This is a genomic window from Stutzerimonas sp. S1, from assembly GCF_025966695.1.
Classification (GTDB): Bacteria; Pseudomonadota; Gammaproteobacteria; order Pseudomonadales; family Pseudomonadaceae; genus Stutzerimonas.
The window spans coordinates 193,832-219,842 of the sequence record NZ_JAOEIY010000007.1 but is presented as its reverse complement, the minus strand read 5'-3'; the positions used below and the strand labels follow the sequence as shown (position 1 = coordinate 219,842).

Annotated in this window: 27 protein-coding genes; 3 read left to right on the top strand and 24 right to left on the bottom strand. The window is 61.4% G+C overall.

Annotation, left to right across the window (positions count from 1 at the left end; translation table 11 throughout):
- Positions 1–174: 174 nt before the first annotated feature.
- The 13 genes from N8H22_RS16865 to N8H22_RS16805 form a co-directional block, all read right to left on the bottom strand.
- Positions 175–960, bottom strand: coding sequence for a TatD family hydrolase (locus tag N8H22_RS16865; protein WP_264591661.1), 786 nt, complete (start codon positions 958–960; stop codon positions 175–177).
- Positions 961–1,045: 85 nt separating this feature from the next.
- Positions 1,046–1,402 (bottom strand): PilZ domain-containing protein, encoded by a 357-nt coding sequence (locus N8H22_RS16860; RefSeq protein WP_264591660.1) that lies wholly within the window; start codon positions 1,400–1,402, stop codon positions 1,046–1,048.
- A gap of 31 nt (positions 1,403–1,433) precedes the next feature.
- Positions 1,434–2,420: a DNA polymerase III subunit delta' gene (locus N8H22_RS16855; protein ID WP_264591659.1), complete on the bottom strand. Its 987-nt coding sequence runs from the start codon at positions 2,418–2,420 to the stop codon at positions 1,434–1,436.
- Positions 2,413–3,045 carry a dTMP kinase gene (tmk, locus tag N8H22_RS16850; protein WP_264591658.1) on the bottom strand — a complete coding sequence of 211 codons (633 nt, stop codon included), beginning with the start codon at positions 3,043–3,045 and terminating at the stop codon, positions 2,413–2,415. Before tmk ends, N8H22_RS16855 begins: the two co-directional genes overlap by 8 nt.
- A complete protein-coding gene (mltG, locus tag N8H22_RS16845; RefSeq protein ID WP_264591657.1) occupies positions 3,042–4,109 on the bottom strand; it encodes an endolytic transglycosylase MltG in 1,068 nt (355 codons plus the stop codon). The genes tmk and mltG overlap by 4 nt, the downstream gene beginning before the upstream one ends.
- Positions 4,106–4,927 carry an aminodeoxychorismate lyase gene (pabC, locus tag N8H22_RS16840; RefSeq protein WP_264591656.1) on the bottom strand — a complete coding sequence of 274 codons (822 nt, stop codon included), beginning with the start codon at positions 4,925–4,927 and terminating at the stop codon, positions 4,106–4,108. Before pabC ends, mltG begins: the two co-directional genes overlap by 4 nt.
- Positions 4,924–6,168 carry a beta-ketoacyl-ACP synthase II gene (fabF, locus tag N8H22_RS16835; protein WP_264591655.1) on the bottom strand — a complete coding sequence of 415 codons (1,245 nt, stop codon included), beginning with the start codon at positions 6,166–6,168 and terminating at the stop codon, positions 4,924–4,926. The genes pabC and fabF overlap by 4 nt, the downstream gene beginning before the upstream one ends.
- Positions 6,169–6,346: 178 nt before the next feature.
- Positions 6,347–6,583 carry an acyl carrier protein gene (gene acpP / locus N8H22_RS16830; RefSeq protein WP_003283670.1) on the bottom strand — a complete coding sequence of 79 codons (237 nt, stop codon included), beginning with the start codon at positions 6,581–6,583 and terminating at the stop codon, positions 6,347–6,349.
- Between the two features lie 192 nt (positions 6,584–6,775).
- Entirely contained in the window at positions 6,776–7,519 is a 744-nt protein-coding gene (gene fabG / locus N8H22_RS16825; protein WP_264591654.1) for a 3-oxoacyl-ACP reductase FabG, read from the bottom strand.
- A 14-nt stretch (positions 7,520–7,533) separates the two neighbouring features.
- A complete protein-coding gene (fabD, locus tag N8H22_RS16820; RefSeq protein ID WP_264591653.1) occupies positions 7,534–8,472 on the bottom strand; it encodes an ACP S-malonyltransferase in 939 nt (312 codons plus the stop codon).
- 98 nt (positions 8,473–8,570) lie between these two features.
- Positions 8,571–9,608 carry a phosphate acyltransferase PlsX gene (gene plsX, locus N8H22_RS16815; protein WP_264591652.1) on the bottom strand — a complete coding sequence of 346 codons (1,038 nt, stop codon included), beginning with the start codon at positions 9,606–9,608 and terminating at the stop codon, positions 8,571–8,573.
- A gap of 3 nt (positions 9,609–9,611) precedes the next feature.
- Positions 9,612–9,794 (bottom strand): 50S ribosomal protein L32, encoded by a 183-nt coding sequence (rpmF, locus tag N8H22_RS16810; protein ID WP_008570655.1) that lies wholly within the window; start codon positions 9,792–9,794, stop codon positions 9,612–9,614.
- A gap of 12 nt (positions 9,795–9,806) precedes the next feature.
- A complete protein-coding gene (locus tag N8H22_RS16805) occupies positions 9,807–10,334 on the bottom strand; it encodes a YceD family protein (protein WP_264591651.1) in 528 nt (175 codons plus the stop codon).
- 103 nt (positions 10,335–10,437) lie between these two features.
- Here N8H22_RS16805 and N8H22_RS16800 point away from each other — a divergent pair, with 103 nt between their 5' ends.
- Complete coding sequence (locus N8H22_RS16800) at positions 10,438–11,016, top strand: nucleoside triphosphate pyrophosphatase (protein ID WP_264591650.1); 579 nt, start codon at positions 10,438–10,440, stop codon at positions 11,014–11,016.
- A gap of 23 nt (positions 11,017–11,039) precedes the next feature.
- Here the strand turns inward: N8H22_RS16800 and sppA are convergent, their stop codons facing one another.
- The 3 genes from sppA to rluC are packed head-to-tail and all read right to left on the bottom strand — an operon-like array spanning position 11,040 to position 13,645.
- Positions 11,040–12,023, bottom strand: coding sequence for a signal peptide peptidase SppA (gene sppA / locus N8H22_RS16795; protein WP_264591649.1), 984 nt, complete (start codon positions 12,021–12,023; stop codon positions 11,040–11,042).
- A complete protein-coding gene (locus tag N8H22_RS16790) occupies positions 12,013–12,699 on the bottom strand; it encodes an HAD-IA family hydrolase (RefSeq protein ID WP_264591648.1) in 687 nt (228 codons plus the stop codon). Before N8H22_RS16790 ends, sppA begins: the two co-directional genes overlap by 11 nt.
- Positions 12,692–13,645: a 23S rRNA pseudouridine(955/2504/2580) synthase RluC gene (rluC, locus tag N8H22_RS16785; protein WP_264591647.1), complete on the bottom strand. Its 954-nt coding sequence runs from the start codon at positions 13,643–13,645 to the stop codon at positions 12,692–12,694. Before rluC ends, N8H22_RS16790 begins: the two co-directional genes overlap by 8 nt.
- Before the next feature lie 557 nt (positions 13,646–14,202).
- Between rluC and rne the strand changes: the two genes are divergently transcribed.
- Together rne and N8H22_RS16775 are read left to right on the top strand one after the other, a co-directional pair.
- Positions 14,203–17,223 (top strand): ribonuclease E, encoded by a 3,021-nt coding sequence (gene rne / locus N8H22_RS16780; RefSeq protein WP_264591646.1) that lies wholly within the window; start codon positions 14,203–14,205, stop codon positions 17,221–17,223.
- Positions 17,224–17,415: 192 nt separating this feature from the next.
- Positions 17,416–19,020 carry an FMN-binding glutamate synthase family protein gene (locus N8H22_RS16775; RefSeq protein ID WP_264591645.1) on the top strand — a complete coding sequence of 535 codons (1,605 nt, stop codon included), beginning with the start codon at positions 17,416–17,418 and terminating at the stop codon, positions 19,018–19,020.
- Between the two features lie 20 nt (positions 19,021–19,040).
- Here N8H22_RS16775 and murB read toward each other — a convergent pair whose 3' ends face one another.
- The 8 genes from murB to N8H22_RS16735 all read right to left on the bottom strand — a co-directional run bounded on the left by murB (position 19,041) and on the right by N8H22_RS16735 (position 25,877).
- Positions 19,041–20,060, bottom strand: coding sequence for a UDP-N-acetylmuramate dehydrogenase (gene murB / locus N8H22_RS16770; protein WP_264591644.1), 1,020 nt, complete (start codon positions 20,058–20,060; stop codon positions 19,041–19,043).
- Positions 20,057–20,521 carry a low molecular weight protein-tyrosine-phosphatase gene (locus N8H22_RS16765; RefSeq protein ID WP_264591643.1) on the bottom strand — a complete coding sequence of 155 codons (465 nt, stop codon included), beginning with the start codon at positions 20,519–20,521 and terminating at the stop codon, positions 20,057–20,059. The genes murB and N8H22_RS16765 overlap by 4 nt, the downstream gene beginning before the upstream one ends.
- Positions 20,522–20,523: 2 nt before the next feature.
- On the bottom strand, positions 20,524–21,288 hold the full coding sequence (gene kdsB, locus N8H22_RS16760) for a 3-deoxy-manno-octulosonate cytidylyltransferase (protein WP_264591642.1): 765 nt from the start codon (positions 21,286–21,288) through the stop codon (positions 20,524–20,526).
- Entirely contained in the window at positions 21,285–21,470 is a 186-nt protein-coding gene (locus N8H22_RS16755) for a Trm112 family protein (RefSeq protein WP_264591641.1), read from the bottom strand. The genes kdsB and N8H22_RS16755 overlap by 4 nt, the downstream gene beginning before the upstream one ends.
- A 45-nt stretch (positions 21,471–21,515) precedes the next feature.
- Positions 21,516–22,520 (bottom strand): tetraacyldisaccharide 4'-kinase, encoded by a 1,005-nt coding sequence (gene lpxK / locus N8H22_RS16750; RefSeq protein ID WP_264591640.1) that lies wholly within the window; start codon positions 22,518–22,520, stop codon positions 21,516–21,518.
- Complete coding sequence (locus N8H22_RS16745) at positions 22,520–22,948, bottom strand: biopolymer transporter ExbD (protein WP_264591639.1); 429 nt, start codon at positions 22,946–22,948, stop codon at positions 22,520–22,522. The genes lpxK and N8H22_RS16745 overlap by 1 nt, the downstream gene beginning before the upstream one ends.
- A complete protein-coding gene (locus tag N8H22_RS16740; protein WP_264591638.1) occupies positions 22,945–23,580 on the bottom strand; it encodes a MotA/TolQ/ExbB proton channel family protein in 636 nt (211 codons plus the stop codon). Before N8H22_RS16740 ends, N8H22_RS16745 begins: the two co-directional genes overlap by 4 nt.
- A gap of 71 nt (positions 23,581–23,651) precedes the next feature.
- Complete coding sequence (locus N8H22_RS16735) at positions 23,652–25,877, bottom strand: DNA internalization-related competence protein ComEC/Rec2 (protein ID WP_264591637.1); 2,226 nt, start codon at positions 25,875–25,877, stop codon at positions 23,652–23,654.
- Between the last annotated feature and the right edge of the window lie 134 nt (positions 25,878–26,011).

Below are 26,011 nucleotides of genomic sequence, written 5' to 3'. Positions count from 1 at the left end.
TTCTGTGACGGATTGGGGAGCGCCGTGCCAAAGCAGACAGCATGGAAACATAGGTCGCGCCAGCAGTTCCAAGCAGCACTCAACGCCGGACTTGACCACGGCCGTAGACCTAACGGCGCGCATTGTACACGGGCGGTGCCACAGCGTAGCGAGTCCCGGCAGGACCGGCAGGAATCAGCCTGCCACGCGCGCCAGAGGGAACAGTCGCTTGAAGTTCTCAGTGGTCTGTTCGGCCAACCGGTCGAATGTCACACCTCGCAGGTCCGCCAGGAACTCGGCGACCTCGCGTACGTACTGCGGCAGATTGGGCTTCCCCCGATAGGGAATCGGTGCCAGGTACGGCGAATCGGTTTCAACCAGCAGCCGCTCGGCCGGCACCAGGCGTGCCACCTCGCGCAAGGCATCAGCGTTGCGGAAGGTGACGATGCCGGAAAGCGAAATATAGAACCCGAGATCAAGTGCGGCCTTGGCCATCTCCCAATCTTCAGTGAAGCAGTGCAACACCCCCGCTTGTGGCAACGCGGCCTCACGCAGCAGCATCAGAGTGTCGGCCCGCGCCTCACGAGTGTGCACGATTACCGGCTTGCCACAGCTACGGGCGGCCTGCAAATGCAGACGGAATGACTCGCGCTGCCTATCCGCCGCTTGTGGTTCGTAATGGTAGTCGAGACCCGTCTCGCCGATGGCCACCACCCGCGGATGATCCAGCTCGCGCAGCAACCAGTCCAAAGCCGGCTGACTACCTGGCTGCAAATCCAGCGGATGCACACCGACCGAGCAGTCGACGTCCTCGTAACGCTCGGCGAGCGCCTTGACCGCAGCAGCATTGGCGGCACTGACGCCGATACAGAGAAAGTGCCCGACACCACGTCCGCGCGCGGCGTCCAGTGCTGCGTCGAGCGAGCCACCATGCAGGGCGAGATCGAGTCGATCCAGATGACAGTGGGAATCTACCAGCATGAGAAGAACGCTACGCCAATCGTAAAGGCGAGGATTGTAATGCAAACGCGCGCTGGCCTGGAGGGCGGCAGATGGCCGGCCCGACTCACATGGTATGTGTCGGACGGTCGGATTTCAGCGCACCGGCGAGATAGGTTTCGATCTTGTTGCGCGCTGTGGAGTCGCCATCATTGAACTGCACGCCAACTCCCGCCGCGCGACTGCCCTGAGCTCCCTTGGGAGTAATCCATACCACCTTGCCAGCCACCGGTATCTTCTCCGGCTCATCCATCAGGTTGAGCAGCATGAATACCTCATCGCCGAGCTTGTAGCTCTTGTTGGTCGGAATGAACAATCCGCCGTTCTTAATGAAAGGCATGAAGGCGGCGTACAGCACCGATTTGTCCTTGATCGTCAGAGACAAGATGCCGTTACGCGGACCGAGATTTGCTGGCAGGCTCATGCGATTTTCCTAGCGACAATTGCGGTGGATTCTAGCTTGGCCCAGGCAGGCTTGCCCACTGCACCAGCAACGCTTCGAGAAGCAAGACACGATTGAGATTGGCCTTGCTAAGGACTTTCTGCCGCTGGACTAACAACCAGTCCTGCAATGCCATCACCCCATCGCGCGACGCCTTCTGCCCCAGGTACTGCAGCACCTTTCGCATATCGGCAGCGCCAAGCGCCGTTTCATCACCGGCCATCTGATAGCGCAGAATCAGGTGCGACCACTCGCAGAACCAGTCGAACAATAGACCTAGCGGCAATGCATTCCAGCTCTCGGCCAGCTGACTGGGTGACTGCTGCTGCTTGAGCAGCCTCTTCACGCCATCAACCACCAGCGCCCGCTGCTCCAGCACTCCTTGAGCGTATAACTTCGCCGCCATCAGCGGCGAACCGCCAGACAGCATCAAGAGCTCCGTGCACAGCTCGGTCGTGAGTTCTGGGAGCTGGGTTGCCAGCCAATCGAGACTCTGCTGGCGGGCCGGCAGCGGACAAGCTTGCTGCACGCAGCGGCTCTTGATGGTCGGCAACAGACGACTGGGCTGGTGACTGATCAGCAGCAGCACGGTATCGCCAGCAGGCTCCTCGAGGCTCTTGAGCAAGGCATTGGCAGCATTCAGGTTCATCGCTTCGGCAGGCTCGAGCAGCACCACCTTGCGCCCCCCAAGCTGCGCCGTCTGGGTGACGAAACTGACCAGCTCACGCACCTGGTCGACCCGGATCGCCTTGTCAGCTTCCTCCGGCTCAAGCAGGTAATGGTCAGGATGCGTATGCGCCGCCAGCAACTGGCAGGCTTTGCACTGCCCGCAGGCGCCGCCAGCGGAGGGGCGCTGGCAGAGCAGCAACTCCATCAGCCGCTCGGCCAGCAGCCGTTTACCGATGCCACGCGGCCCATGCAGCAGATAAGCATGAGCATGCTGCGCACGACCTGCCAGCTGCTGCCAGAGGTCGATCTGCCAGGGGAGAACATTAGCCATCGGCGCGTTCCAACAGCTCGGGCACCAGGATATCGATCGCTTGCTGGACCTTCGCCAAGGGTTGCGCCGCGTCCAGTACTCGGTAGCGCGACGGCGCAGCATGCGCGCGCGCCAGATAGGCCTGACGGACCGCTTCGAAGAACTGCAGGCCCTCCTGTTCGAAACGGTCCAGCCGCCCGCGAGCCGCAGCCCGACGCAGTCCCACCTCCACGGGAAGATCGAAGATCAAGGTGAGGTCCGGACGCAGATCGTGCTGTACGAAAGTCTCCAGCTGCGCAATTCGTTCGACCGACAATCCGCGGCCACCACCCTGATATGCGTAGGTCGCGTCCGTGAAGCGGTCGCAAAGCACCACGGCACCACGCTGTAATGCAGGACGGATTACCTGGGCCAGATGCTGAGCTCGTGCCGCAAATACCAATAGAAGCTCGGTGTCGTCCGCCATAGGCTCATCCGCAGGCGCCAGCAGCAGCTCTCTGATCCGCTCTGCTAGCGGCGTCCCGCCGGGCTCGCGGGTAAGCACCACGTCCAGCCCACACTTTCGCAAGCGTTCGGCAAGATACTCGCGATTGGTACTCTTACCCGCACCTTCCGGGCCTTCCAAGGTGATGAAAAGTCCTGTCACTGCTTCTTCTCGCTGGTCGCCGGAGTTGGCTGGGGCGCAGGGCTCGAACGATAGTCGGCGCGCCGATTGAGCTGGTACTGGCGCACAGCACGATTATGTTCGTCCAACGTGTTGCTGAAGACGTGACTGCCATCGCCGCGGGCAACGAAATACAGACTGCGTCCCTCCGTAGGGTGCAGCGCAGCGTGGATCGCCTCGCGCCCCACCATCGCGATCGGCGTAGGTGGCAGGCCGGCGGTGGTGTAGGTGTTGTATGGCGTAGATCGACGTAGATCGTTACGCGTGATCCGCCCACGATAGCGGTCGCCCATTCCGTAGATCACGGTTGGATCAGTCTGCAACAGCATGCCGCGCTCCAGCCGACGGACAAAAACCCCGGCTATCTCTCCACGCTCTTGCGGCACGCCGGTCTCCTTCTCGATGATCGACGCCATGATCAGCGCCTGGTAGGCATTCTGATAGGGCAACTTCTCGGCGCGCTGCGCCCACTCTTGCTCAAGGACCTGCTCCAGCCGTACATAAGCCCGTTTCAGCAAGTCGAGATCACTGGTCCCGCGGGTAAACCGATAGGTATCGGGGAAGAAGCGCCCTTCAGGATGAAGATCAGGCTGTCCCAGGCGAGCCATCACCTGCGCATCGGACAACCCCGGCAGCGTCTGTTGCAGCTTCGGCTGCCCCTGCAAAGCCGCACGTAGCTGGCGGAAATTCCACCCCTCCACCAGCGTAAGGCTGTACTGCTCCACCTCGCCGCGCTGCCAGAGCCCGATCATGTCCCGAGCCGTCATGCCCGGTTCGAGTCGGTATTCGCCGCTATGTAGACTTTGCCCGGATAGATTTAGCCGCCAGTACACCCGCAGCCAGAACGAATCATTCAACAGCCCCTGCGTCTCGAGGCGCTGAAACACGCCGCTGGGCGTATCGCCGGGCTCGACATCGAGCAGCTGCAACTCCTGCAGAATGAGCGGCTGCTCAAGAACGGAATATTGCTTCCAGGCGAACAGCCCGACGCCGGCGATTGCCAGCGCGACGACAACCGCCAGCGGAATGAATAGTTTACGGATCACGACTCTCTCGACAGGTCGGCTACAACGGCTTGCAGTTTACGGGTCAGCGCGCCGACCGGCCAGGCATGCTCCGCCAGCGCCGTCACAGGCCAGATACCGTAGACGCTATTGCAGAGAAATACTTCGTCCGCCGCCAGCAGTTCGTCATAAGCAAGGTCCCGCACCGCTGTGACGATACCCAGTTGCCGCGCCTGATCGATGATCTCCGCGCGCATAACACCTGCAACGCCGCAGCGGTGCAGTGAGGCTGTGAGCAATGCTCCGTCACGCACGACAAACAGATTGCTGAAAACCCCTTCAATCACCCGTCCAGTGCAGTCGCGCAACAGTCCTTCGGCATAGGCAGGATCGTGCCACTCGGCCCGCGCCAGTACCTGCTCCAGCCGATTGAGATGTTTGATGCCCGCCAGCAGCGGCTGTTCGGCGAGACGAGTCGCGCAAGGAAAAAGCCGCACGCCCGCCTGCCAGTTGTGGGCTGGATAATCGGGCAGCGCCGAACCGAGCAAGAGACGCCGCGGGTGACACGGCTTTGGCTGCGCGTAGCCACGCTGGCCGGTACCACGGGTAACGATAAGCTTGGCTACGCCCCGCACCAGTTCGTGGCAGAACTCCAGAAGCTCGGCCCGAGTAGCCGCCTGGTCACAGGGGATGCCCAAGCGTTCGCAGCCGTCTGCCAGACGCTGTAGGTGACGCTCGAGCAACCACGCCTGCCCCGCCTCAACTCGAATCGTCTCGAAGAGGCCATCCCCATAAGCCAGACCGCGATCGTCGACGGGCATCCCGGTACAGGGTTGCCCGTCAACCCAGCTCCGTTTCACTCGGCGAACCGGCGGAACACCAGCGAGCCGTTGGTACCACCAAAACCGAACGAATTGGAGATAGCCACGTCAATCGGCATTGCCTTGGCCTGATGCGGAACAAAGTCGAGGTCGCAGCCTTCGTCAGGCTCATCAAGGTTGATGGTCGGCGGCGCCACCTGATCGCGAATCGCAAGCACGCTGAAGATGGCCTCAACCGCACCAGCAGCCCCCAACAGGTGCCCTACCATCGACTTGGTCGAACTCACCGACAACTCGTAGGCGTGATCGCCGAACACGCTGCGAATCGCTGCTGCTTCGGCCTTGTCTCCCGCCGGCGTGGAAGTCCCGTGGGCGTTGATGTACTGCACCTGCTCGACATTGAGCTGTGCATCCTTCAGCGCGTTACGGATACAACGCGCCGCACCAGCCCCGTCATCCGGCGGGGAAGTCATATGGAACGCGTCGGCACTCATGCCAAAGCCAATAAGCTCGGCGTAAATACGCGCACCTCGCGCTTTCGCGTGCTCAAGCTCTTCCAGCACCAGCGCGCCGGCACCATCGGACAGCACGAAACCATCGCGGCCTTTGTCCCACGGGCGACTGGCCGCGGCCGGATCGTCATTACGGGTCGACAAGGCACGCGCAGCGGCGAAACCGCCGATGCCCAGACCACTGGCCGCCATTTCGGAGCCACCGGCCACCATAACGTCCGCCTCGCCATATGCAATGTTGCGTGCCGCCATACCGATACAGTGGGTACCGGTGGTGCAGGCGGTGGCGATCGCATAGTTCGGCCCCTGCAAACCAAGATGAATCGACAGAAAGCCGGAAACCATGTTGATGATCGAACCAGGCACGAAGAACGGCGAGATACGCCGCGGCCCGTGCTCGATCAGGGCTTTGCAGCTGGTTTCGATATTGGTCAGCCCACCGATACCAGAGCCCATGGCAACGCCAATGCGCTCCCGATTGGCATCGGTGATCTCCAGACCAGAATCGCGCACCGCCTGGAAGCTGGCGGCAAGGCCGTACTGAATGAACAGATCCAGCTTGCGCGCCTCCTTGGCCGGCAGATACTGCTCGACATCGAAGCCCTTGACCGAACCACCAAAACGTGTGGAGTAGGCGGAAAGATCCATATGCTCAATCAGGCCGATACCGCTGCGGCCGGCCAGAATGCCCTGCCAGCTACTCGGCACATCGTTGCCCAGTGGCGATAGCATGCCCATACCGGTGACCACGACGCGTCTACGCGACACAGCAATTCTCCTATACCTAACGTTGGTTCGATTCCCGCGGTCATCTCCGTGATAACGCGGGAACATCCGCAGGCACACACCATGCGATGTACCGCACCGCGAATAGACTCTCAAAGAAAAGCCGCACTACCTTGTACAAGGCAGTGCGGCTTTCCTAGTTCCGAAGCAGGATTACAACTTACTGCGCGTGCGCGTTGATGTAATCGATGGCTTCCTGAACGGTGGTGATCTTTTCAGCTTGCTCGTCCGGGATTTCGGTCTCGAATTCCTCTTCCAGAGCCATCACCAGCTCAACGGTGTCAAGAGAGTCGGCACCCAGGTCTTCGACGAAGGAAGCGCTATTGGTTACTTCCTCTTCTTTAACGCCAAGTTGCTCGGCAACGATTTTCTTGACGCGTTCTTCGATGGTGCTCATACCTTGTTTTCACTCCTATGGAAAAATCAGGCAGCTGGTCTGCGCGGTAGTGTATAGAAAGCGTTTTCCGCATTTCAAGCTGAAAGCGGGCAAGCATGATCCCACCTTCAACCTTCTGTCTATAAACAGTCCGCAGTTTTATAGCGAAATAAGACAGTCTTTATGACTGTCGACCTGCGTTTGGCGTCACATTCAGCTCATGTACATGCCGCCGTTCACCGGAACCGTAGCACCAGTGACATAGGCAGCGCCGTCCGAAGCCAGGAAAGCGACAACCTTGGCAATTTCTTCGGCTTGGCCAAGACGACCCAGGGGAATCTGACCCAGGAGTGCGTCACGCTGGGCTTCTGGTAATTCGCGGGTCATATCAGTATCGATGAAGCCAGGCGCCACGGAGTTGACCGTAATGCCTCGCGACCCCACCTCACGTGCCAGGGCTCGGCTGAAACCTTCCAACCCGGCCTTGGCCGCGGCGTAGTTTACCTGCCCTGCGTTACCCATGGCACCCACGACGGAACCGATGTTGATGATTCGGCCCCAACGCGCCTTGGTCATGCCGCGCAGCACAGCCTTGGAAAGGCGGTACAGGCTGTTGAGGTTGGTATTGATGACGTCATACCACTCATCATCCTTCATGCGCAGCATCAAGTTGTCGCGAGTGATGCCGGCATTGTTGACCAGAATGGCGGGCTGACCGAGGTGCTGCTGGATATGCTCCAGCGTGCGCGCGACCGACTCGTCGTTACCGACATCCAGAACCAGCCCAGCGCCTTCAATACCATTCGCCTTCAGCGTTTCGGCGATGCGCTCAGCGCCCGATGGCGTCGTTGCGGTCCCGATGACAATGGCACCCTGGCGCCCCAACTCAAGAGCGATGGCTTGACCGATACCACGGCTCGCACCGGTAACCAGTGCGACCTTACCTTGCAGACTCATTGCATTCTCCTTGTTCAAGCCAGCGCAGCACGAGTAGCTGCAAAGGCGTCAGGGGTATCCAGATTGTAGGTACTGATGCCCTTCACGCAGCGCTTGTTCAGTCCAGATAGCACCTTGCCAGGGCCACATTCGACCAGATCAGTCACACCTTGCTCGCTTAGAGCAACCATCGACTCGACCCAGCGCACCGGACTGTAGAGCTGAGCAAGCAGATCGCACCGGAGGGTCTCCAGATCCGCAACGATCGCCGCGCTGACATTCTGCACCAGCGGAATCTGCGGCGTCTGCCAAGCGATAGCCGCAACTGCACCTGCAAAGCGCTCGGCAGCAGGGCGCATCAGATCACAATGTGACGGCACGCTGACCGGCAACGCCATTGCCCGCTTGGCACCTCGGGCCTTACAAGCCTCGATCGCGCGCTCCACCGCAGTGGCGCTACCAGCAATCACCACCTGACCCGGCGCGTTGAAATTGACAGCGCTGACCACATCACCCTGCGCCGCCTCGGCACAGGCTGCCAGCACATCAGCGTCTTCTAGGCCGAGAATGGCCGCCATACCGCCTTTGCCCGCAGGTACTGCCTGCTGCATCAACTGCCCGCGCAACTCGACCAGCTTCACTGCATCGCCAAAGGAAAGACTATTGGCGGCAACCAGCGCCGAGTACTCGCCGAGACTATGCCCGGCCACGAATGCCGGACGCGAGCCGCCCTCCGCCAACCAAAGACGCCAAAGGGCAATCGACGCTGCGAGAATCGCGGGCTGAGTTTTATCGGTCTGATTCAGCTGCTCCTCTGGCCCCTGCTGAGCCAGCGCCCAGAGGTCATAGCCCAGCGCCGCGGACGCTTCGGCAAATGTATCAAGGACCACGCTCTGCTGAGCACCCAGTTCGGCGAGCATGCCGAGCGACTGCGAACCCTGGCCGGGAAAGACGAAAGCGAATGATGCGGACATGAAGCAGCTCTCTTATGGTTCTGTTCGTCTGGATGAACACGCCTGCTGACAGGCGCAGGGAATGTCAGTTGGATGACGGGCCACTCGGTGCGGTCACATCACCCGCCACCGGCGCTCGAGCCAACCGGCGCCAGCGTCCGCTCCAACTGCTCTCGCAAATGCCCCGGCAGATCATGTTCGACGTCTCGCGCGGCTCGCATGATTGCCGACTTGAGAGCGACCACACCAGCAGCGCCATGACTTTTCACCACGATGCCTTGCAGGCCGAGAAAACTGGCACCGTTATAACGAGACGGCCGCAAATCCGCGCGCAACTGGCGTAACATCGGCAATGCCAGCGCCCCCACAATGCGCGTCACCAGCGAACGCTTAAAAAGGGCCTCGACACGCTCCCCCACCATCTCAGCCAGGCCTTCGCTGGATTTGAGCAGGACATTGCCGACAAAACCATCGCATACCGCGACATCGGCCTCGCCCCGATACACCCCATCCCCCTCGATGAATCCAGTGAAATTGAGGCCCCTCGCCTGCTGCAACAATGCGGCCGCAAGCTTGACCTGTTGATTACCCTTCACCTCTTCGGTACCGACATTCAGTAAGGCGACCCGTGGCTCAGCTATGCCCAGCGCCTGAGCCGCAACCGAGCCCATGACAGCAAACTGGTACAGTTGCTCAGCAGTGCAATCGACGTTCGCCCCTAGATCCAGCAGGAGACAGGGACCACCGCGGGTCGGCACCGCCGTAACCATAGCCGGCCGATCAATGCTTGGCAGTGTTTTCAGTACCTGCCTTGCCACAGCCATCAGAGCACCTGTATTGCCCGCACTGACGCAAGCCTGTGCTTGCCCGTCGCGCACCAGCTCCAGTGCAATTCGCATCGATGCACGCGGCCTGCCGCGCAGCACCTGCGCCGGCCGCTCAGCCATGCCAATCACGTCATCCGCATCGACAATCTGCAGGCGTGCACGATCGACCGATCCATGTTCGGCAACGAGACGTTCTAATAAAGAGGATTGGCCAACCAAGGCCAGATGAAGCGAGGGGAGTTCAGCCAGGCAAGACAGACTGGCCGGAACAATGCAACGGGGACCGAAGTCCCCGCCCATTGCGTCGATCGCGATGACCGGACCGGACAAGGATTACTCGTCAGCGCCCTTGTCGATCACCTTGCGACCACGATAAAAACCGTCCGGGGAAACATGGTGACGCAGGTGAACTTCACCAGTGCTCTTTTCCACGGACAGAGCGTTCGCCTGCAGGGCGTCATGTGAACGACGCATGTCGCGAGCGGAACGGGATTTTTTGTTCTGCTGAACAGCCATTTGGATCAACTCCTAAACGTTTGGGTCACGCTTTAACTGCGCCAGTACGCTGAACGGGTTGGACCGCGTTACCTCGTCCTCACTCGGTTCAGGCTCATCCGGCCCAACCGGCGGCTGGCAAATTTCAGGGTCATGGAGTGGAACAATCGGCAGGGCGAGCAACAGCTCGTCCTCGACCAGCGCCAGCAGATCCAGAGGATCCTCCCCCACTTCCAGCACATCATAGCCCTTAGGCAGGTGCTGACTGCTCGCACCTTCATTCACAACGGCATAATCGCATTCGCTATGAATCGGCAGAACAACCTGCTCCAGGCAACGCTGGCAAATCATTTTGACTTCAACATCGAGCCGACTGTGGATTACCGCAGTTCGCTGCTCGTCGCGCCCAAAAACAAAACTGGCGCGCACCACACCCTGATCATCCTCGAGAGAATCAGCGAGCCGCGTGAGCTGCGACAATTGCAGCTCACCTTCCAAGGTAGCCGCCCGGTCTGCGAGCTTGCGCGGATCAATGTGCGGAGGTATCGGTCCTTTCAACATAAGCGCGGCATTCTAGGGATGCACTCCCTAGCTGTCAAAGGAAATCCGCCCATTCCCATCAGCGAAACGCATAGAATTCGTTCCATATATATAGGAGGAATTCATGCGCCGCCTACTTCTTGCTTCCAGCTCCCAATATCGCCAGGAATTGCTTTCGCGCCTGCACCTACCCTTCGATAGCTGCGCCCCGGATATCGATGAGACACCACTGCCCGGCGAGCACGCCGAACATATGGCACGCCGACTCGCCGAAAGCAAGGCACGAGCCCTCGCCGAAAAGCACCCGAACCACCTGATCATTGGCTCCGACCAGGTCGCCGCGCTCGGCGACACCATCCTCGGCAAACCCCACACTTTCGAACGCGCCAAACAGCAGCTGACGGCCGCCAGCGGATCCGCCGTCCGCTTCCACACCGGACTGGCGTTACTCGACAGCAGCAGCGGACGCATCCAAGTAGACTGCATCCCTTTCACGGTGTACTTCCGCCAACTGGACGAAGACCGCATAGAACGCTATCTGCGAATCGAGCAACCCTACGACTGTGCAGGCAGCTTCAAAGCAGAAGGACTTGGCATCTGCCTGTTTCGCACAACTGAAGGCGAGGACATTACCAGCCTGGTAGGCCTGCCACTGATTCGCCTGGTGGACATGCTGCAGGCCGAGGGCATCAAGGTTCCCTAACGCGTCCGCCGCATACAGCGCCACTATCGCAGCACCGGTCCCTGCAGTCCAACGAGCAGCGCAAGACGCTCGGCAACCCCAGCACCAAGCTTCTTGGTAAAGCGATCGATTGTCGATTCCTTCACGGTAAAGTCGACAAGCTCCGGCTCGCCGACCACCTCGCGAGCAACATGCGCGGTACTGCCCAGACCATCGATCAAGCCCAACTCCAAAGCCTGCTCACCCGACCACACCAACCCGGAGAACAACTCAGGGTGTTCGGCGACCTGCAAACGATCGCCCCGCCCGAGCTTGACGCTATCGATGAACTGCCGATGCGTGGTTGCCAGCACCTCGCGCCAGAACTCGGTCTCTTCCTGCTTTTCCGGCTGGAATGGGTCGAGAAAGGCCTTGTGCTCACCCGAGGTATATACGCGCCGCTCCACCCCCAGCTTCTCCATGGTCTCGACAAAACCGAACGTCGCCGCCGTCACGCCAATGGACCCCACCAGACTGGACTTATCCGCGTAGATCTCATCCGCCGCACTGGCTATATAGTAGGCACCGGACGCCCCGAGATCAGTGATCACCGCATACACCTTGATCGCCGGGTATTCGCCACGCAGCCGGCGAATCTCGTCATAGATGTAACCCGACTGCACCGGACTGCCACCCGGGCTATTGATACGCAAGATGACGCCCTTAGTATTGGCATCCTCGAACGCTGCACGCAGAGCGCCAACCACGTTATCAGCGCTAGCTGACTCTTCGTCGGCAATCATTCCGCGCACATTAATCACCGCGGTATGACTCTCTCGTGCAGCCCGATCCTTGCCGAACTGCAACGTGGGCGAAAACATCGCCAAGGCTCCGAACAGGTAGATGAAGGTCAGCAGCTTGAAGAAAATGCCCCAGCGCCTGGCTCGCCGCTGCTCCTGAATGCCGGCCTGCAGGGTTCTCTCTAGAAGCTTCCAACTGCTACGGTCGTCCGGTCTCTCGACTCCCGGCGCCTTCCATTCATCCGACATATGCACTCACCTCAAAGCTATCCACAGCGCCCAGCCAGGCACCAAGCTCCGCAAAACGGTCGATCATCAACCGCGGCTTACACCCCCGCAGGACCTCGACCGGTTGCGCACCATACGTAACCGCCACGCTATCGATGCCGGCATGCCGGGCCATCTGCAGATCGAATACCGAATCGCCCACCATCAGCGCCCGCTCCGGCCGCTTGCCACAATGACAGAGGATTTCGTGGATCATCTGCGGATCGGGCTTACTTGCAGTCTCGTCCGCACAACGCGTGACGTCGAAGAACGCCTCCCAACCCCGCCCTGCCAACACGCGATTCAGCCCCAGCCGCCCCTTGCCCGTGGCCACCGCAAGTAGATATCCACGATCACGAAACGCCTGCAATACCTCCGCCACACCGGGATATAGTGGCGATGGCTGCGCTTCAAGCGCGAGATAGTGCTCGCTGTAGTAGCGGCGAAAATCCTCAACCACGGAGGAACCAGCCAATTGCGGATAAAGGGTGGCAATCGCCTCGGGCAACGCCAAGCCGATGATATCTTTAAGGGAAGCCTCATCACGCTGCGGCAACTCACAGGCACGAGCGGCAACCTGCATCGACTCAACGATCCGCCCGATCGAATCGACCAATGTGCCGTCCCAGTCGAAAATCAGCAGCTCGTACCTATTCACCCAGCCGCTCCAGCGTGCGCGCCCAGATCTCATCCACCGGCGCCTCGAGCGACAGCTCACCGCCATCTGGAAGCGGAACACGCAATGCATAGGCGTGCAGGAACAACCTCTTGCCGCCCAACTCGCGAATGGCTCGAGTGAACTCCTCATCGCCGTACTTGCTGTCTCCGGCGATGCTGTGTCCAGCGTGCCGCGCATGCACGCGAATCTGATGGGTTCGTCCGGTAACCGGCTTAGCCTCAACCAGCGTGGCAAAATCACCAAAACGGCGCAGCACGCGAAACAGAGTGAGCGCCTCCTTGCCCTCGCTAGTCACCTCAACCATGCGCTCACCGGAGCGCAGCGTGTTCTTCAGCAACGGCGCATTGACCTGCTTTTTAGAGGCCTCCCACCGCCCACGTACCAGCGCCATGTAGCGCTTGTCAACACCGTCACCACGCAGCGCCTGGTGCAAATGACGCAACATGCTGCGCTTCTTGGCAACCATCAGCAGGCCCGACGTATCGCGATCCAGGCGATGGACGAGCTCCAACTCCTTAGCATCAGGCCGCAGTTGCCGTAACGCTTCAATAACGCCATAGCTAAGTCCGCTGCCGCCATGCACCGCGATACCTGCCGGCTTATTCAACACGATCAGCGCCTTGTCCTCATAGACGATCGCCGCTTCAAGGCGCTCGAGCAGCCCCTGAGCAAGCGGCTCAGGCTCATCCCGTTCAGCCAGGCGCAGCGGCGGCACGCGCACCAGATCTCCCGCCTGCAACTTGTACTCAGGCTTGATCCGCCCCTTGTTAACCCGCACCTCGCCTTTGCGCAGGATGCGATAGATCAGCGTCTTCGGAACGCCTCTGAGCTGGGTACGCAGGAAGTTATCGATGCGCTGGCCGGCAAGTTCCGGCGCGACCTCGAGTATTTGCACACCGGAGGTCTGGGAGGGGGTATTGGTCATCGCGGCATCATAGCAATTTTCATGGAATTGAAGCACTTAAACATTGCTGTTATAGTCGCGAACGCCGCCAAAAGCGGCCAGGTCTAGGGATGCCAGCGATATCGCCATTCCGGACCTGCAGAAATGCTCGAGGACGTGAGGCCGTCCGACGGAGCTTCCCTCAGCAGTAGTGAAGTTGCGAAACAAGCCTTGAAGACATGATGCGTGCCCCCTTTAGGGAATCGCGATAATCGACAACCCGCTCCCCGGATTCTGCGAGCGGCACCCGATTTTCAAAGTATGCGTGTTGGGTGGAGATGCACAGAGCATCGGATTGCGTAGCAAAGGCTTTCACAGACGCTTCATTCCGTCCGCTACCGATGCCTGATTCCTCCTCCCGAACCATTGCTGCTGTCAAGACAGCAAGCAGGAGATGTCGTCGCGACGCCGGCCCAATTGGCCGCACATCGCTGGACACTGGAGTGCCTTACAACCATTCCTGACTCACCTGACACCGACCGCGAGAGTCGTGTGTGCCGAACGCCGTTTCCGGACGCTACGGAAACCGACGGTACTACATGAAAAGAATGCTAATTAACGCAACTCAGCCCGAAGAGTTGCGTGTCGCACTGGTCGACGGCCAGCGCCTGTTCGATCTCGACATCGAGTCCGGTGCCCGGGAACAGAAGAAAGCCAACATTTACAAAGGCAAGATTACGCGCGTCGAGCCTAGTCTCGAAGCCGCCTTCGTAGATTTCGGCGCCGAGCGCCACGGTTTTCTACCGCTCAAAGAGATTTCCCGCGAATACTTCAGCAAGGCGCCCGAAGGCCGGGTGAACATCAAGGACGTCCTGCGCGAAGGCCAGGAAGTCATCGTCCAGGTCGAGAAGGAAGAGCGCGGCAACAAGGGCGCTGCGCTTACCACCTTCATCAGCCTTGCCGGTCGCTATCTGGTGCTGATGCCGAACAATCCGCGCGCTGGCGGCATCTCGCGTCGCATCGAAGGCGAAGAGCGCAATGAACTACGCGAAGCCCTCAACGGCATCAACGTGCCCGCCGACATGGGACTCATTGTCCGTACCGCAGGCCTGGGCCGTTCCAGCGAAGAACTGCAGTGGGACCTCGACTACCTGCTACAGCTGTGGACGGCGGTCAAGGAGGCATCGCAGGACCGCGCCGCCCCGTTCCTGATCTATCAGGAATCCAACGTCATCATCCGCGCCATCCGCGACTACCTGCGTCAGGACATTGGCGAAGTACTGATCGACAGCGTCGAGGCTCAGGACGAGGCGCTGAGCTTCATCCAGCAGGTGATGCCCCAGTACGCCAGCAAGATCAAGCTGTATGAGGACTCGGTCCCACTGTTCAACCGCTTCCAGATCGAGAGCCAGATCGAAACCGCGTTCCAGCGCGAAGTGAAGCTGCCTTCTGGCGGCTCGATCGTGATCGACCCGACCGAAGCACTGGTGTCCATCGACATCAACTCGGCGCGCGCCACCAAAGGCGGCGACATCGAAGAAACCGCTTTGCAGACCAACCTGGAGGCCGCCGAAGAAATCGCCCGCCAACTGCGTCTGCGCGACATTGGCGGCCTGATCGTCATCGACTTCATCGACATGACGCCAGCCAAGAACCAACGCGCCGTCGAAGAGAAGATGCGCGAAGCACTGGAAGCTGACCGTGCACGCATCCAGGTCGGCCGCATCTCGCGCTTCGGCCTGCTGGAGATGTCCCGTCAGCGCCTGCGCCCTTCTCTTGGCGAAACCAGCGGCATCGTCTGCCCACGCTGCAATGGCCAGGGCATCATTCGCGACGTCGAATCGCTGTCGCTGGCGATTCTGCGTCTGATCGAAGAAGAAGCGCTCAAGGACCGCACTGCCGAGGTGCGGGCCCGCGTGCCGTTCCAGGTTGCAGCATTCCTGCTCAACGAAAAGCGCAACGCGATTACCAAGATCGAACTGCGCACCCGTGCGCGCATCTTCATTCTGCCGGACGACCATCTGGAAACACCGCACTTCGAAGTTCAGCGACTGCGCGACGACAGCCCTGAGATTGTTGCCGGCCAAGCCAGCTACGAGATGAGCCACAGCGAGGCCGAAGAGGTCCAGCCGGTCAGTTCGACCCGGACGCTGGTACGCCAGGAAGCCGCCGTCAAGACCGCACCGCAACGTAGCGCGCCCGCACCGACACCAGTCGCTGCTGCCGAGGCACCCGCCGCCGCCCCTGCCGTCGCGCCGGAGCCAAGCCTGTTCAAAGGCTTGATCAAATCGCTGGTCGGCTTGTTTGCCGGCAAGCAGGAAGAGCAGAAGCCGACAGTTGAGGTCGCGTCCAAGCCGACCCCAAGCCGCCCACAGCGCAATGACGAGCGTCGCAGCGGACGTCAACAGAATCGTCGCCGCGACGGCCGCGGTCGCGACGAGGAACGCAAACCACGTGAGGAGCGTCAGGCCCGCGAGGAGCGCCAACCTCGGGAAGAGCGCCAGCCACGCGAGGAACGCCAACCACGACCGCCGCGCGAAGAGCGCAAGCCCCGCGAACAGGTCGAGGCTCCGGAGACTCAGCCACGTCGCGAGCGCGCTCCGCGTGAAGAGCGGCAGCCGCGCGAAGAGCGTAAACGCGAACTGCGCGCCCCGATCGACGAAACAACCCCTGTAGTGGAAACGCCGAGCGAAGAGCTCGTAGAACGCAAGCCGCGCCAACCGCGCGAGGAACGCAAGCCACGCGCGGAGCAGATCCCGAGCGAGGAAGAGCTGCAGCAGACCGACGAGAGCGCGGAAGAAGGCCAGGAGACCACCGATGGCGAGCGCCCACGTCGCCGTTCGCGCGGTCAGCGCCGACGCAGCAATCGCCGCGAGCGTCAGCGTGATGCCGATGGCAATGAAATCGCCGACGTCGATGAAAGCAATGCACCGGTGAAAACCGAAGAGATTGCGGTGGCTGCCACGACTGCCGCTATCGTTGCCAATGTCGAAGCTGCGCCTCAGGCCGAGATGCCGACCGACATTGCGACCGAACCAAGCACGACCATCGTAGCCCCGACTGCCGTCGAGGCCGCCGTGGTCGCAGAGGAAGCGAAGCCCGAAGCGCCGATCGAACTCCCGGCAGCCAGCGAAGAGCAGCCGCCGGCCACCGTCGAAGTCGCGGTAGCAGCACCCGAAGCGCCGGAAACCGAGCCGGTGCCAGCAGAAGCGCTCATTGAGCAACCAGCCGCCGCAGCCAAGCCAAGCGGTCGTGCACCCAACGATCCGCGCGAGGTTCGTCGCCGTCAGCGTGAAGCCGAGCGCCTGGCACAGGAAGCCGCCGCAGCGGAACAACAAGCGGCACGTGAGGCTCAATCTGCTGCACAGCAGCCACCGGCCGCCCCGGAGATCGTTGCCGCGGAGCCAGCCGCTGCTGCCGAGCAGCAGCCCGATGAACAATCGGATGCTGCCGCTCAGACTGAGGAGCGCTTGGAACCAGAAATTATTGCGTCCAGCGAGACCGAAGAGACAGGCGAGGCAGTCAAACCGGCTGCCGAAGAAGAACGTCCTGTAGCGCCTGAGCAAAGCGAGGTCACACAGGAAAGCGAGCAGGACAGCAAGGACAAGCCTCAAGCCTGATCCGCAGCGATAAGGAAAAAGGGACGCCTCGGCGTCCCTTTTTTATTGCCGAACCGCTTTCGACGCCGCCCCAAAGCGCTCAGCCGACCAAAGGAGCAATTGCCAGTATCCTGCTAGCAGGCGCAACATCCCGTCCCTGCGCTGCCAGACACAGACACAGACACAGACACAGACACAGACACAAGGATGCCGATGAACCTGTCGCTGATGAACCGCTATGCCTTCTATGCGTTCTGCGTGTCATTTACCTTGCTCAGCCTTCCCTGGCTCGAGCAGGTCTGGGGATTGACCCTGATTACTGCGCTACTCAGCGCCATCGGCACGCTCGACCTGCTGCAACCCAAGCAAGCGATTCGCCGCAATTATCCAATCCTCGGCAACCTGCGCTATCTGATCGAAACCATCCGCCCAGAGATCCGCCAGTACCTCCTGGAGAACGACAGCGATCCACTACCGTTCTCTCGCGCGCAACGCTCACTGGTCTATGCCCGCGCGAAGAACGAGGCTGCCGACAAACCCTTCGGCACCTTGGCCGATGTCTACGGCGCCGGCTTCGAGTTCATCGGGCATTCCATCCGAACCGCACCGCATAGCGACCCCCAAGGGTTTCGTGTCACGGTGGGCGGCCCACAATGCCACCAGCCCTACTCCGCATCGATCTTCAACATTTCGGCGATGAGCTTCGGCTCGCTCAGCGCGAACGCGATTCGAGCCCTGAATCAAGGCGCCAAGCTCGGTGGTTTCGCTCACGACACTGGTGAAGGCAGCATTAGCCAGTATCACCGCGAGCATGGCGGCGACCTGATCTGGGAGCTGGGAAGCGGTTACTTCGGCTGTCGCGACGAGCAGGGGCGCTTCGACCCGGTGCGTTTCGCGCGCCAGGCGCAAGATCCGCAAGTGAAGATGATCGAAGTGAAGCTCAGCCAGGGTGCCAAGCCCGGCCACGGCGGCATTCTGCCCAAGCACAAAATCACCGCCGAGATCGCCGCGACCCGCGGCATCCCTATGGACAGAGACTGCGTCTCGCCGGCTAGCCACAGCAGCTTCTCCACACCACTTGAGCTGCTAACCTTCCTCGCTCAGTTGCGCGAGTTAAGCGGCGGCAAACCAGTGGGTTTCAAGCTGTGTCTGGGTCATCCCTGGGAATTCATGGCGATTGCCAAGGCAATGCTCAAGAGCGGAATCCTGCCGGACTTCATCGTCATCGACGGCAAGGAAGGCGGCACTGGCGCCGCACCGTTGGAGTTCACCAACCACATCGGCGTACCACTGCGCGAAGGACTGCTATTCGTACACAACACCCTGGTGGGGCTGAACCTGCGCGACCACATCAAACTGGGCGCCAGCGGCAAGATCGTCAGCGCCTTCGATATCGCCTGCGTGCTAGCCATCGGTGCCGACTGGGCCAACTCGGCACGTGGCTTCATGTTCGCCATCGGCTGTATTCAGTCGCAGTCGTGCCACACCAACAAATGCCCCACCGGCGTTGCCACCCAGGATCCCCTGCGGCAGCGCGCGCTCGTGGTACCGGACAAAGCGCAACGGGTTTACAACTTTCATCGCAACACCCTGAAGGCGCTGTCCGAGATGCTTGCGGCTGCGGGTCTGTCGCATCCTGAACAGCTGGAAGCCAAGCATCTGGTGCGCAGGATGTCAGCTACCGAGATCAAGCTATTTTCGCAGCTGCACACCTTCCTCGAACCCGGGGAGTTGCTTGCCGATAACCTGCAGGGCGACTTCTACCCCCGGATGTGGCAAATGGCGCAGGCGGAAAGTTTCGAACCAAAAATCGACTGAGCTCAACTAAGACAGTCGCCTCAGATGACGTTCGGCTCGATCTCCAGCTCGACCTCGAACCGCGAAGCGATATCCGCCTGGATGCGTCGAGCCAGCCGCAACAGCTGCTCACCTGTGGCGTGACCGTGATTGACCAGAACCAGCGCCTGCAGACCGTGGACGCCGGCATCGCCTTCTCGAAAGCCCTTCCAACCCGCTTGCTCGATCAACCAACCGGCGGCGAGTTTGACCTGATCGCCCGCTTGCGGATAGACCACCAGGCCCGGGTACTGGCTCCGCAATCGATCGACCAACGCCTGCGGTACTAGTGGGTTCTTGAAGAAGCTGCCGGCGTTGCCCAGTACGCACGGATCCGGCAGCTTTTCACTACGAATGGCGCAAACGGCTCGACTGACATCCTGCGCTGTCGGTACCTCGATTCCCTGCTCTGCCAGGCGCTGGCGGATGGGTCCGTACTCCAAATGCAAGGGCGCCTGCCGCTGCAGCAGGAAGCGCACCCGCAGGATGACGTAGCGCCCCGGCAGGTGCTTGAACACGCTGTCGCGGTAGGCAAAGGCGCACTCCTGCGGAGTGAAGTCGCGCAATTCGCCAGTCTCGCAATCCAGCGCAGTGATACCGGCCAGCGTGTCCTTGATTTCCACCCCATAGGCACCGATGTTCTGGATCGGCGCTGCCCCAACGGTTCCGGGAATCAAGCTGAGATTCTCCAGCCCCATCAGTCCCTGCTGCAGCGTCCAGAGCACGAAGGGATGCCAAGGCTCACCCGCCTCGGCCTCGAGCAGAACACTACCGTCCCGCTCCGTGAGAATGCGCTTGCCGCTGCTGGCCATACGCAGCACTAGCGCCTCGACGTCGCGTGTCAGCAGCAGGTTGCTGCCACCACCGAGCACTAGCAGTGGCAGCCCGCGTTGCGTCGCCAACGCTAGCGCTTCCCGCACCTCGGCATCGCTGTGCGCCTCGGCGAACAGGCGCGCCCGCTGCTCGACGGCAAAGGTGTTGAAGGCCTTGAGCGAACGTTGCTCCTTGATCTGCAGGGTCACAGGCGCTCCAGAACTTCATCGAGGAGCGATTGCGACGCTTGTTCGATTAGGTCCAGTACCTGTTCGAAACCGTCCGTACCACCGTAGTACGGATCCGGCACGACATCGCCACCCACACCATAGCGGCGCAGGAACAGATCCAGTTCGGCACGCGCACCCACCGGGCGCAACGCTTGCAGATGCGCCAGATTATCGTGATCCATGGCAAGGATCAGATCGAAGCGCTCGAAATCCTCCGGAGCAACCTGTCTCGCGCGCAACGCCCCGATGTCGTAACCACGGCTTTTCGCTGCCAGACAGGCACGACGATCCGGCATTTTGCCCACGTGCCAGTCCCCGGTACCGGCCGAGTCGATCTCGACGAGCGCTTGCACCCCGGCCGCTTGTACCTGCTGGCGAAAGACGCCTTCGGCAGTCGGCGAGCGGCAGATATTGCCCATGCAGACGAACAACACCTTCATGCTCAATGCCCCAGCAAACGCCGGACTCGCTCCAGGTCTTCCGCCGTATCCACGCCAGCTGGCGGCGATTCGACAGCATCAGCCACGTGAATGCGCTGGCCGTGCCAGAGCGCACGCAACTGCTCCAGACACTCGGTGTTCTCCAGCCAACAGGGCCCCCAGGCGACAAAATTCGCCAGGAAACCAGCACGATAAGCATAAATGCCGATATGGCGGCGGTAAGGAACGTCGGTCGGCAGCACATCGCGGCGCTCGGCAAACGCATCTCGTGCCCAGGGTAGCGGCGCGCGGCTGAAGGTCAGCGCCAGACCATTGATGTCCGCCAGCACCTTGACGGCGTTGGGATTGAACAACGTGTCCGCATCGGTAAATGGTTCGGCCAGAGTCGCCATCGCCGCTTCCGGGTGCGCCGCCAGATTGGCCGCCACCTGGTCGATCACCGCGGGTGGAATCAAGGGCTCATCACCCTGTACGTTGACCACGATGGCATCGGCCGCCAGCCCAAGCAGGTTCGCCACTTCAGCCAAGCGGTCAGTCCCGGAGTTGTGCTCGACTCGTGTCAGCACCGCCTCGGCGCCAAAGCCGGCACAGGCGTCGAGGATGCGTTGGTCATCGGTAGCCACCACCACCCGCTGGGCGGCGCTCTTGCGCGCCTGTTCCCAGACGTACTGGATCATCGGTTTACCCGCGATCTCCTGCAAAGGCTTGCCGGGAAGACGGCTGGAGGCATAACGCGCGGGAATAACGACGGTATAAGCAATGCTCATTTGTCCAAGCGCTCGTCCACGTCAAGCGTACGGGCCTCGCTTTCCAGCATTACCGGAATTCCTTCGCGCACCGGAAAGGCCAGACCGTCAGCCTTGCAGATCAGCTCGGTTTTGTCGTCAGCCAGCTTCAGCGGCCCCTTGCACAGGGGGCAGGCCAGAATATCGAGAAGTTTGGTATCCATGCGCAGTCCTTGGAAGCGGCCGACTGCACCTGCAGATCGGACGGCTTATATGTGATCAGGCAGCAAACGAGCCAGCTGGCCATCCAACCAGGCAATGAACGCCGGCGAAGGCGCGGCCTGAACTTGCAGGTAGAACCAGCCTGAGGGCGCGAACGCCCGGCATTTCACCGCATCCTTCTCGGTCATTACCAGCGGCAACTCGGGAGTGAACCTCAGCTGCTCCGGACTATAGGCGGCGTGATCGGCGAAGGGATGCGGAATCGGGCGCCAGTGTAGCGTCTCAAGCGTGGCGAAGAAACGCTGCGGGTTGCCGATACCAGCGACGGCGTGCAACGACTGCCCCGCTGGAAAATGGTCGAGCGGCCGGAATTCGCCACTCCGCAGCTCGATCAACGCCGATGGTTGCAGGCAGAAGGCGTACCCTGCGGTCTCGTCTGCAGCAGCACCATTGAGCAACACAGCATCCACGTCCTGCAGGCGCTCAACGGGCTCACGCAGCGGCCCGGCCGGAAGACAGCGGCGATTGCCAAGGCCACGGGCAGCGTCGACCAACACCAGCTCGAGATCTCTTGCCAGACCGTAGTGCTGCAGGCCGTCGTCGGAGAGGATCAGGTCCAGCGGCTCAGCTTCCAGCAACGCTCGCACCGCACGTGCGCGGTCGGGATCGATCATCAGTGGCACGGTGGTACGCTGCACGATGAGCAACGGCTCATCGCCCGCCTCGCTCGCTGAGTGCTCCGGCCGTACCCGCCACGGCAGCGTCGGCGGTGTCGCGCCATAACCACGACTGACCACTCCAACCCGAATGCCTTGTGCACGGCAGTGCTCGATCAACCAGAGGATTAGCGGCGTCTTGCCGGTGCCACCTACAGTGATGTTGCCGACCACGATGATCGGCACGGGAGCCCGGTAGGCTTGGGCCCGTCCCGCGAGAAAGCGCTGGCGCTTGCGAGCGACCACCCAGCGATAGATCGCCTCCAGCGGTGCCAGCAGCGTCAATGCCGGATGCCCTTGATACCAGGCGTGCTGGAGACGCTCGATAAACGACATCAGGGCGCTGCCTGCGCCTCGACGGTGGTGATGCGCAGATGCGAGAAGCCCAGCTTGCCGGCTGCATCCATTGCCGTAATCACAGCTTGGTGCGGCGTCTTGCCGTCGGCACTGATGATCATCGGCAGACTGCTGTCACCCTCCGACTCCTTGTTCAGTGCCGCCATCAGCGAGTTCAGGTCACTCTTGAGCAAAGCCTTGCCGTTGAGCGAGTAATTGCCATCCACATCGATGACGACTTCCAGCTGCTTTATCTCGCTTTCCTGAGGCGGTGTGCCGCTGGCAGCCTCGGGCAGATCCACCTTGAGTTGCGTCTCGCGGGTGAAGGTGGTCGTGACAACGAAGAACAGCAGCAGGATGAACACCACGTCGATCAAGGGGGCCAGACCGATTTCGACGTTCTCCCGCGGTTTGCGCCGGAACTTCACGCCTTGCCCTCGTCACCCAGATCGACGTCGCGATCGCCCTGCACCACCTCGACGAGCTTGATCGCCTCCTGCTCCATGCCGACCACCAGCTCGTCGACTCGACGCTGGAGAAAACGGTGGAAGAACAAAGCCGGGATGCCCACCATGAGACCGGCCGCAGTGGTGATCAGCGCTTTGGCGATACCGCCTGCCAGCAATGGCGCGTTGGCCATGCCCGAGCCCATGAAGGCACTGAAGATCTCGATCATGCCCAGCACGGTGCCGAGCAGTCCGAGCAACGGAGCGATACCCGCGATCGTGCCAAGCGCGTTGAGATAACGCTCAAGATCGTGCACTACCCGGGCGGCAGCTTCTTCGATGCACTCTTTCATGATCTCGCGACCACGTTTGGAGTTGGCCAGGCCTGCCGCGAGTATCTCGCCCAGGGGCGAGTCGGCGCGCAGCTCCTTGAGCTTCTGGTTACTAAGCTTCTTGTCCTTGATCCATTTCCACACCTGGCCGAGCAGATGCGGAGGTGTGACGCGACTCGGTCGCAACGTCCACAGTCGCTCGGCGATGATCGCGGCCGCGACGATTGAACACAGGATGATCGGCAGCATTATCCAGCCACCTGCTTTGACCAGCTCCCACACGAGATGAATCCCCCTCGGAAAAGTGGCGCCACTCTAGCATAGGGTCACCAGGCCGCCGACCGTCGCCGTTCTCATTTTTCCCGCCAGAATCGTCGCTGCTCGCGTAAACCCTGCGCCGCGCCGAACGTCCCCAATTCAACCTTAAGCGCACCGGTTGCAGCAGTATCGTATAAGCGAACGTCGCGGGAACCGAGCCGCTCAAGCACCGCCGGGTGCGGATGACCGAAGGCATTGTGGCGGCCGCGCGAGATCAGTGCGGCGCTCGGGCGCACCGCCGCGAGGAACGGGGGCGACGAAGAACTGTTGCTGCCATGGTGGGGCAGCAACAGCCACTGCGCTCCTACGGGTCTGCCGCTTTGCACAAGGGCCCGCTCCGCGAGCGTGTCAATATCACCGGTCAGCAGCATGCGCTCGCCACTGGCCTCGATCATCAGCACGCAGGACGACTGGTTGCCATCCGCCGCTTGCGGCCAGCGCCAGAGGTCAAAGCGCACGCCGTCCCACTGCCAGGCCTGCGATGAATCGCAGAGTTCCGCCTGCAGTGATGGGGGCAGCTGCGCAGGCTCGCCACTGAGCACCCGCTGCGCCCCCTGCAGGCGTTGTACGGCCTCGGCACCACCGGCATGATCGTTGTCGGCATGACTGACCAATAGCAGGTCCAGACGACCGACACCCAACCGGCGCAGGGAGGGAAACAGGATTCGCTCGCCGGTATCGAAATCACCGCGCCGCGGTCCGGCATCGTAGAGCAATGCGTGAGCCCGAGTACGCACCAGCACGGACAGCCCCTGCCCCACGTCGAAAACCCAGACCTGTGCACGCCCGACGGCCGGGGCCTGCTGCGGCGGACACAGCAACGGCAGCAAGAGCAGCACGCCCAGCGCGCGCAGCGGGACACCGGCCGGCAACAACAGGACCGTTGCCCCCAGCGCAACCAGCAACCAAGCCCAGCTCGGCAAGCCTGCGGCGAACCAAGCCGGCTGCCAGCTAGCAATAACTGACAGCACCTGGAACAGCATCGACAGCGACCAACCCGTCAGCCCCAACAGGCCTTCGCCTACTCCCGACAAGGGCAACAGCAATGTTCCCAGCAGCGCGACCGGCACCGTCAGGCCGACCCAGGGCACTGCCAGTAGATTGGCCAGCGGCCCGCTCGCGCTGACGGGCAGACCCAGCGCAAGCATCAACGGCAACAGCCCCAGCAGCATCGCCCACTGTGCACGCGGTAGGGTTTGCCACCACGACCAGCGCCCCAGACGCCCGGAGAAAACCAGTGCCAACAATGCAACGGCGCCGAACGATAGCCAGAATCCGGCCTGCAGACTCGCTCGAGGATCCAGCAACAGCACACCGTCAAGAGCGATCAGCAACGGTAGCCAGATGCGCAACTGACGGAAGCGCAGTCGCCATAGCAACACCACCGCGACCATCATGCAGGCACGCTGTACAGGCACCTCGAAACCCGCCAGCCAACCATAGCCAAGTGAACTGACGAGCGCAGCCGCACACGCGCAAGGCAACCAGGGCAGACTCCGCGGCCACCAACCAAGGCGCGCCAGCAGCGCAACCATTCCATAGACAAGCCCGGCCAGCATGCCGACATGCTGGCCGGAGATGACCATCAGATGGGTCGTGCCGGTGTCCTGCAACACTCGCCAGTCAGCCGCAGACAACCCCGAACTGTCCCCCACCACCAATGCTGCGATGGCGCCCTGCCGGTCCTGTGCGTCGATTGCCATCAGCCGACTGCGCAATCGGTCACGCCAGCCACCCGCGCCGGCGGCAGCCTGCAGGCGCTCACCAGCCTTGACCGAACCGGTTGCCCCGATGCCGCGCGCCAGCAGCCAAGCCTCGTAATCGAATGATTGCGGATTGACCATCCCTGATGGACGCTTAAGCCGCACCGCCAGCCGCCAGCGCTCACCACCCCGTAGAGGCGGGCCGTCGTACCAAGCCAAACGCAGGCGCGACGGCAACCCGACATGCCGCGACTGGATATCGGTCAGCTCGAAGCGCACCACATCGCCACGAACATCAGGCAGCCCGACTACCTGCCCCTCGAGCCAGAACGTGCGCCCGTCCAGTTCGACCGGCAGCCGCTCGGCCAACGCGGTCTGGAAGTGGATGCACGCCCAGAGCAGGCCTGCGCAGAAGCACGCCAGCGGGCGCCAGCCGGGACGCAGCGCGCAGACCATACCCAGCATCGCCAGGGTTAACAGTTCCCACGACGCCGGCAGCTCCGGAGAGAAACGCGGTAAAACCAAGCCGACGGCCAATGCCAGCATCCCTGCACGCATCGTCGATCCTCCTCGGAATCCTTTCCAAAGAAATACCGGAACGCTCGCCGCATTTTCGCGCGGCGGCAATAGAACTTATGTGACAAAACTACTGTCGGCGCGACCATCAAAATAGGGGCATAATCGACAAGCTC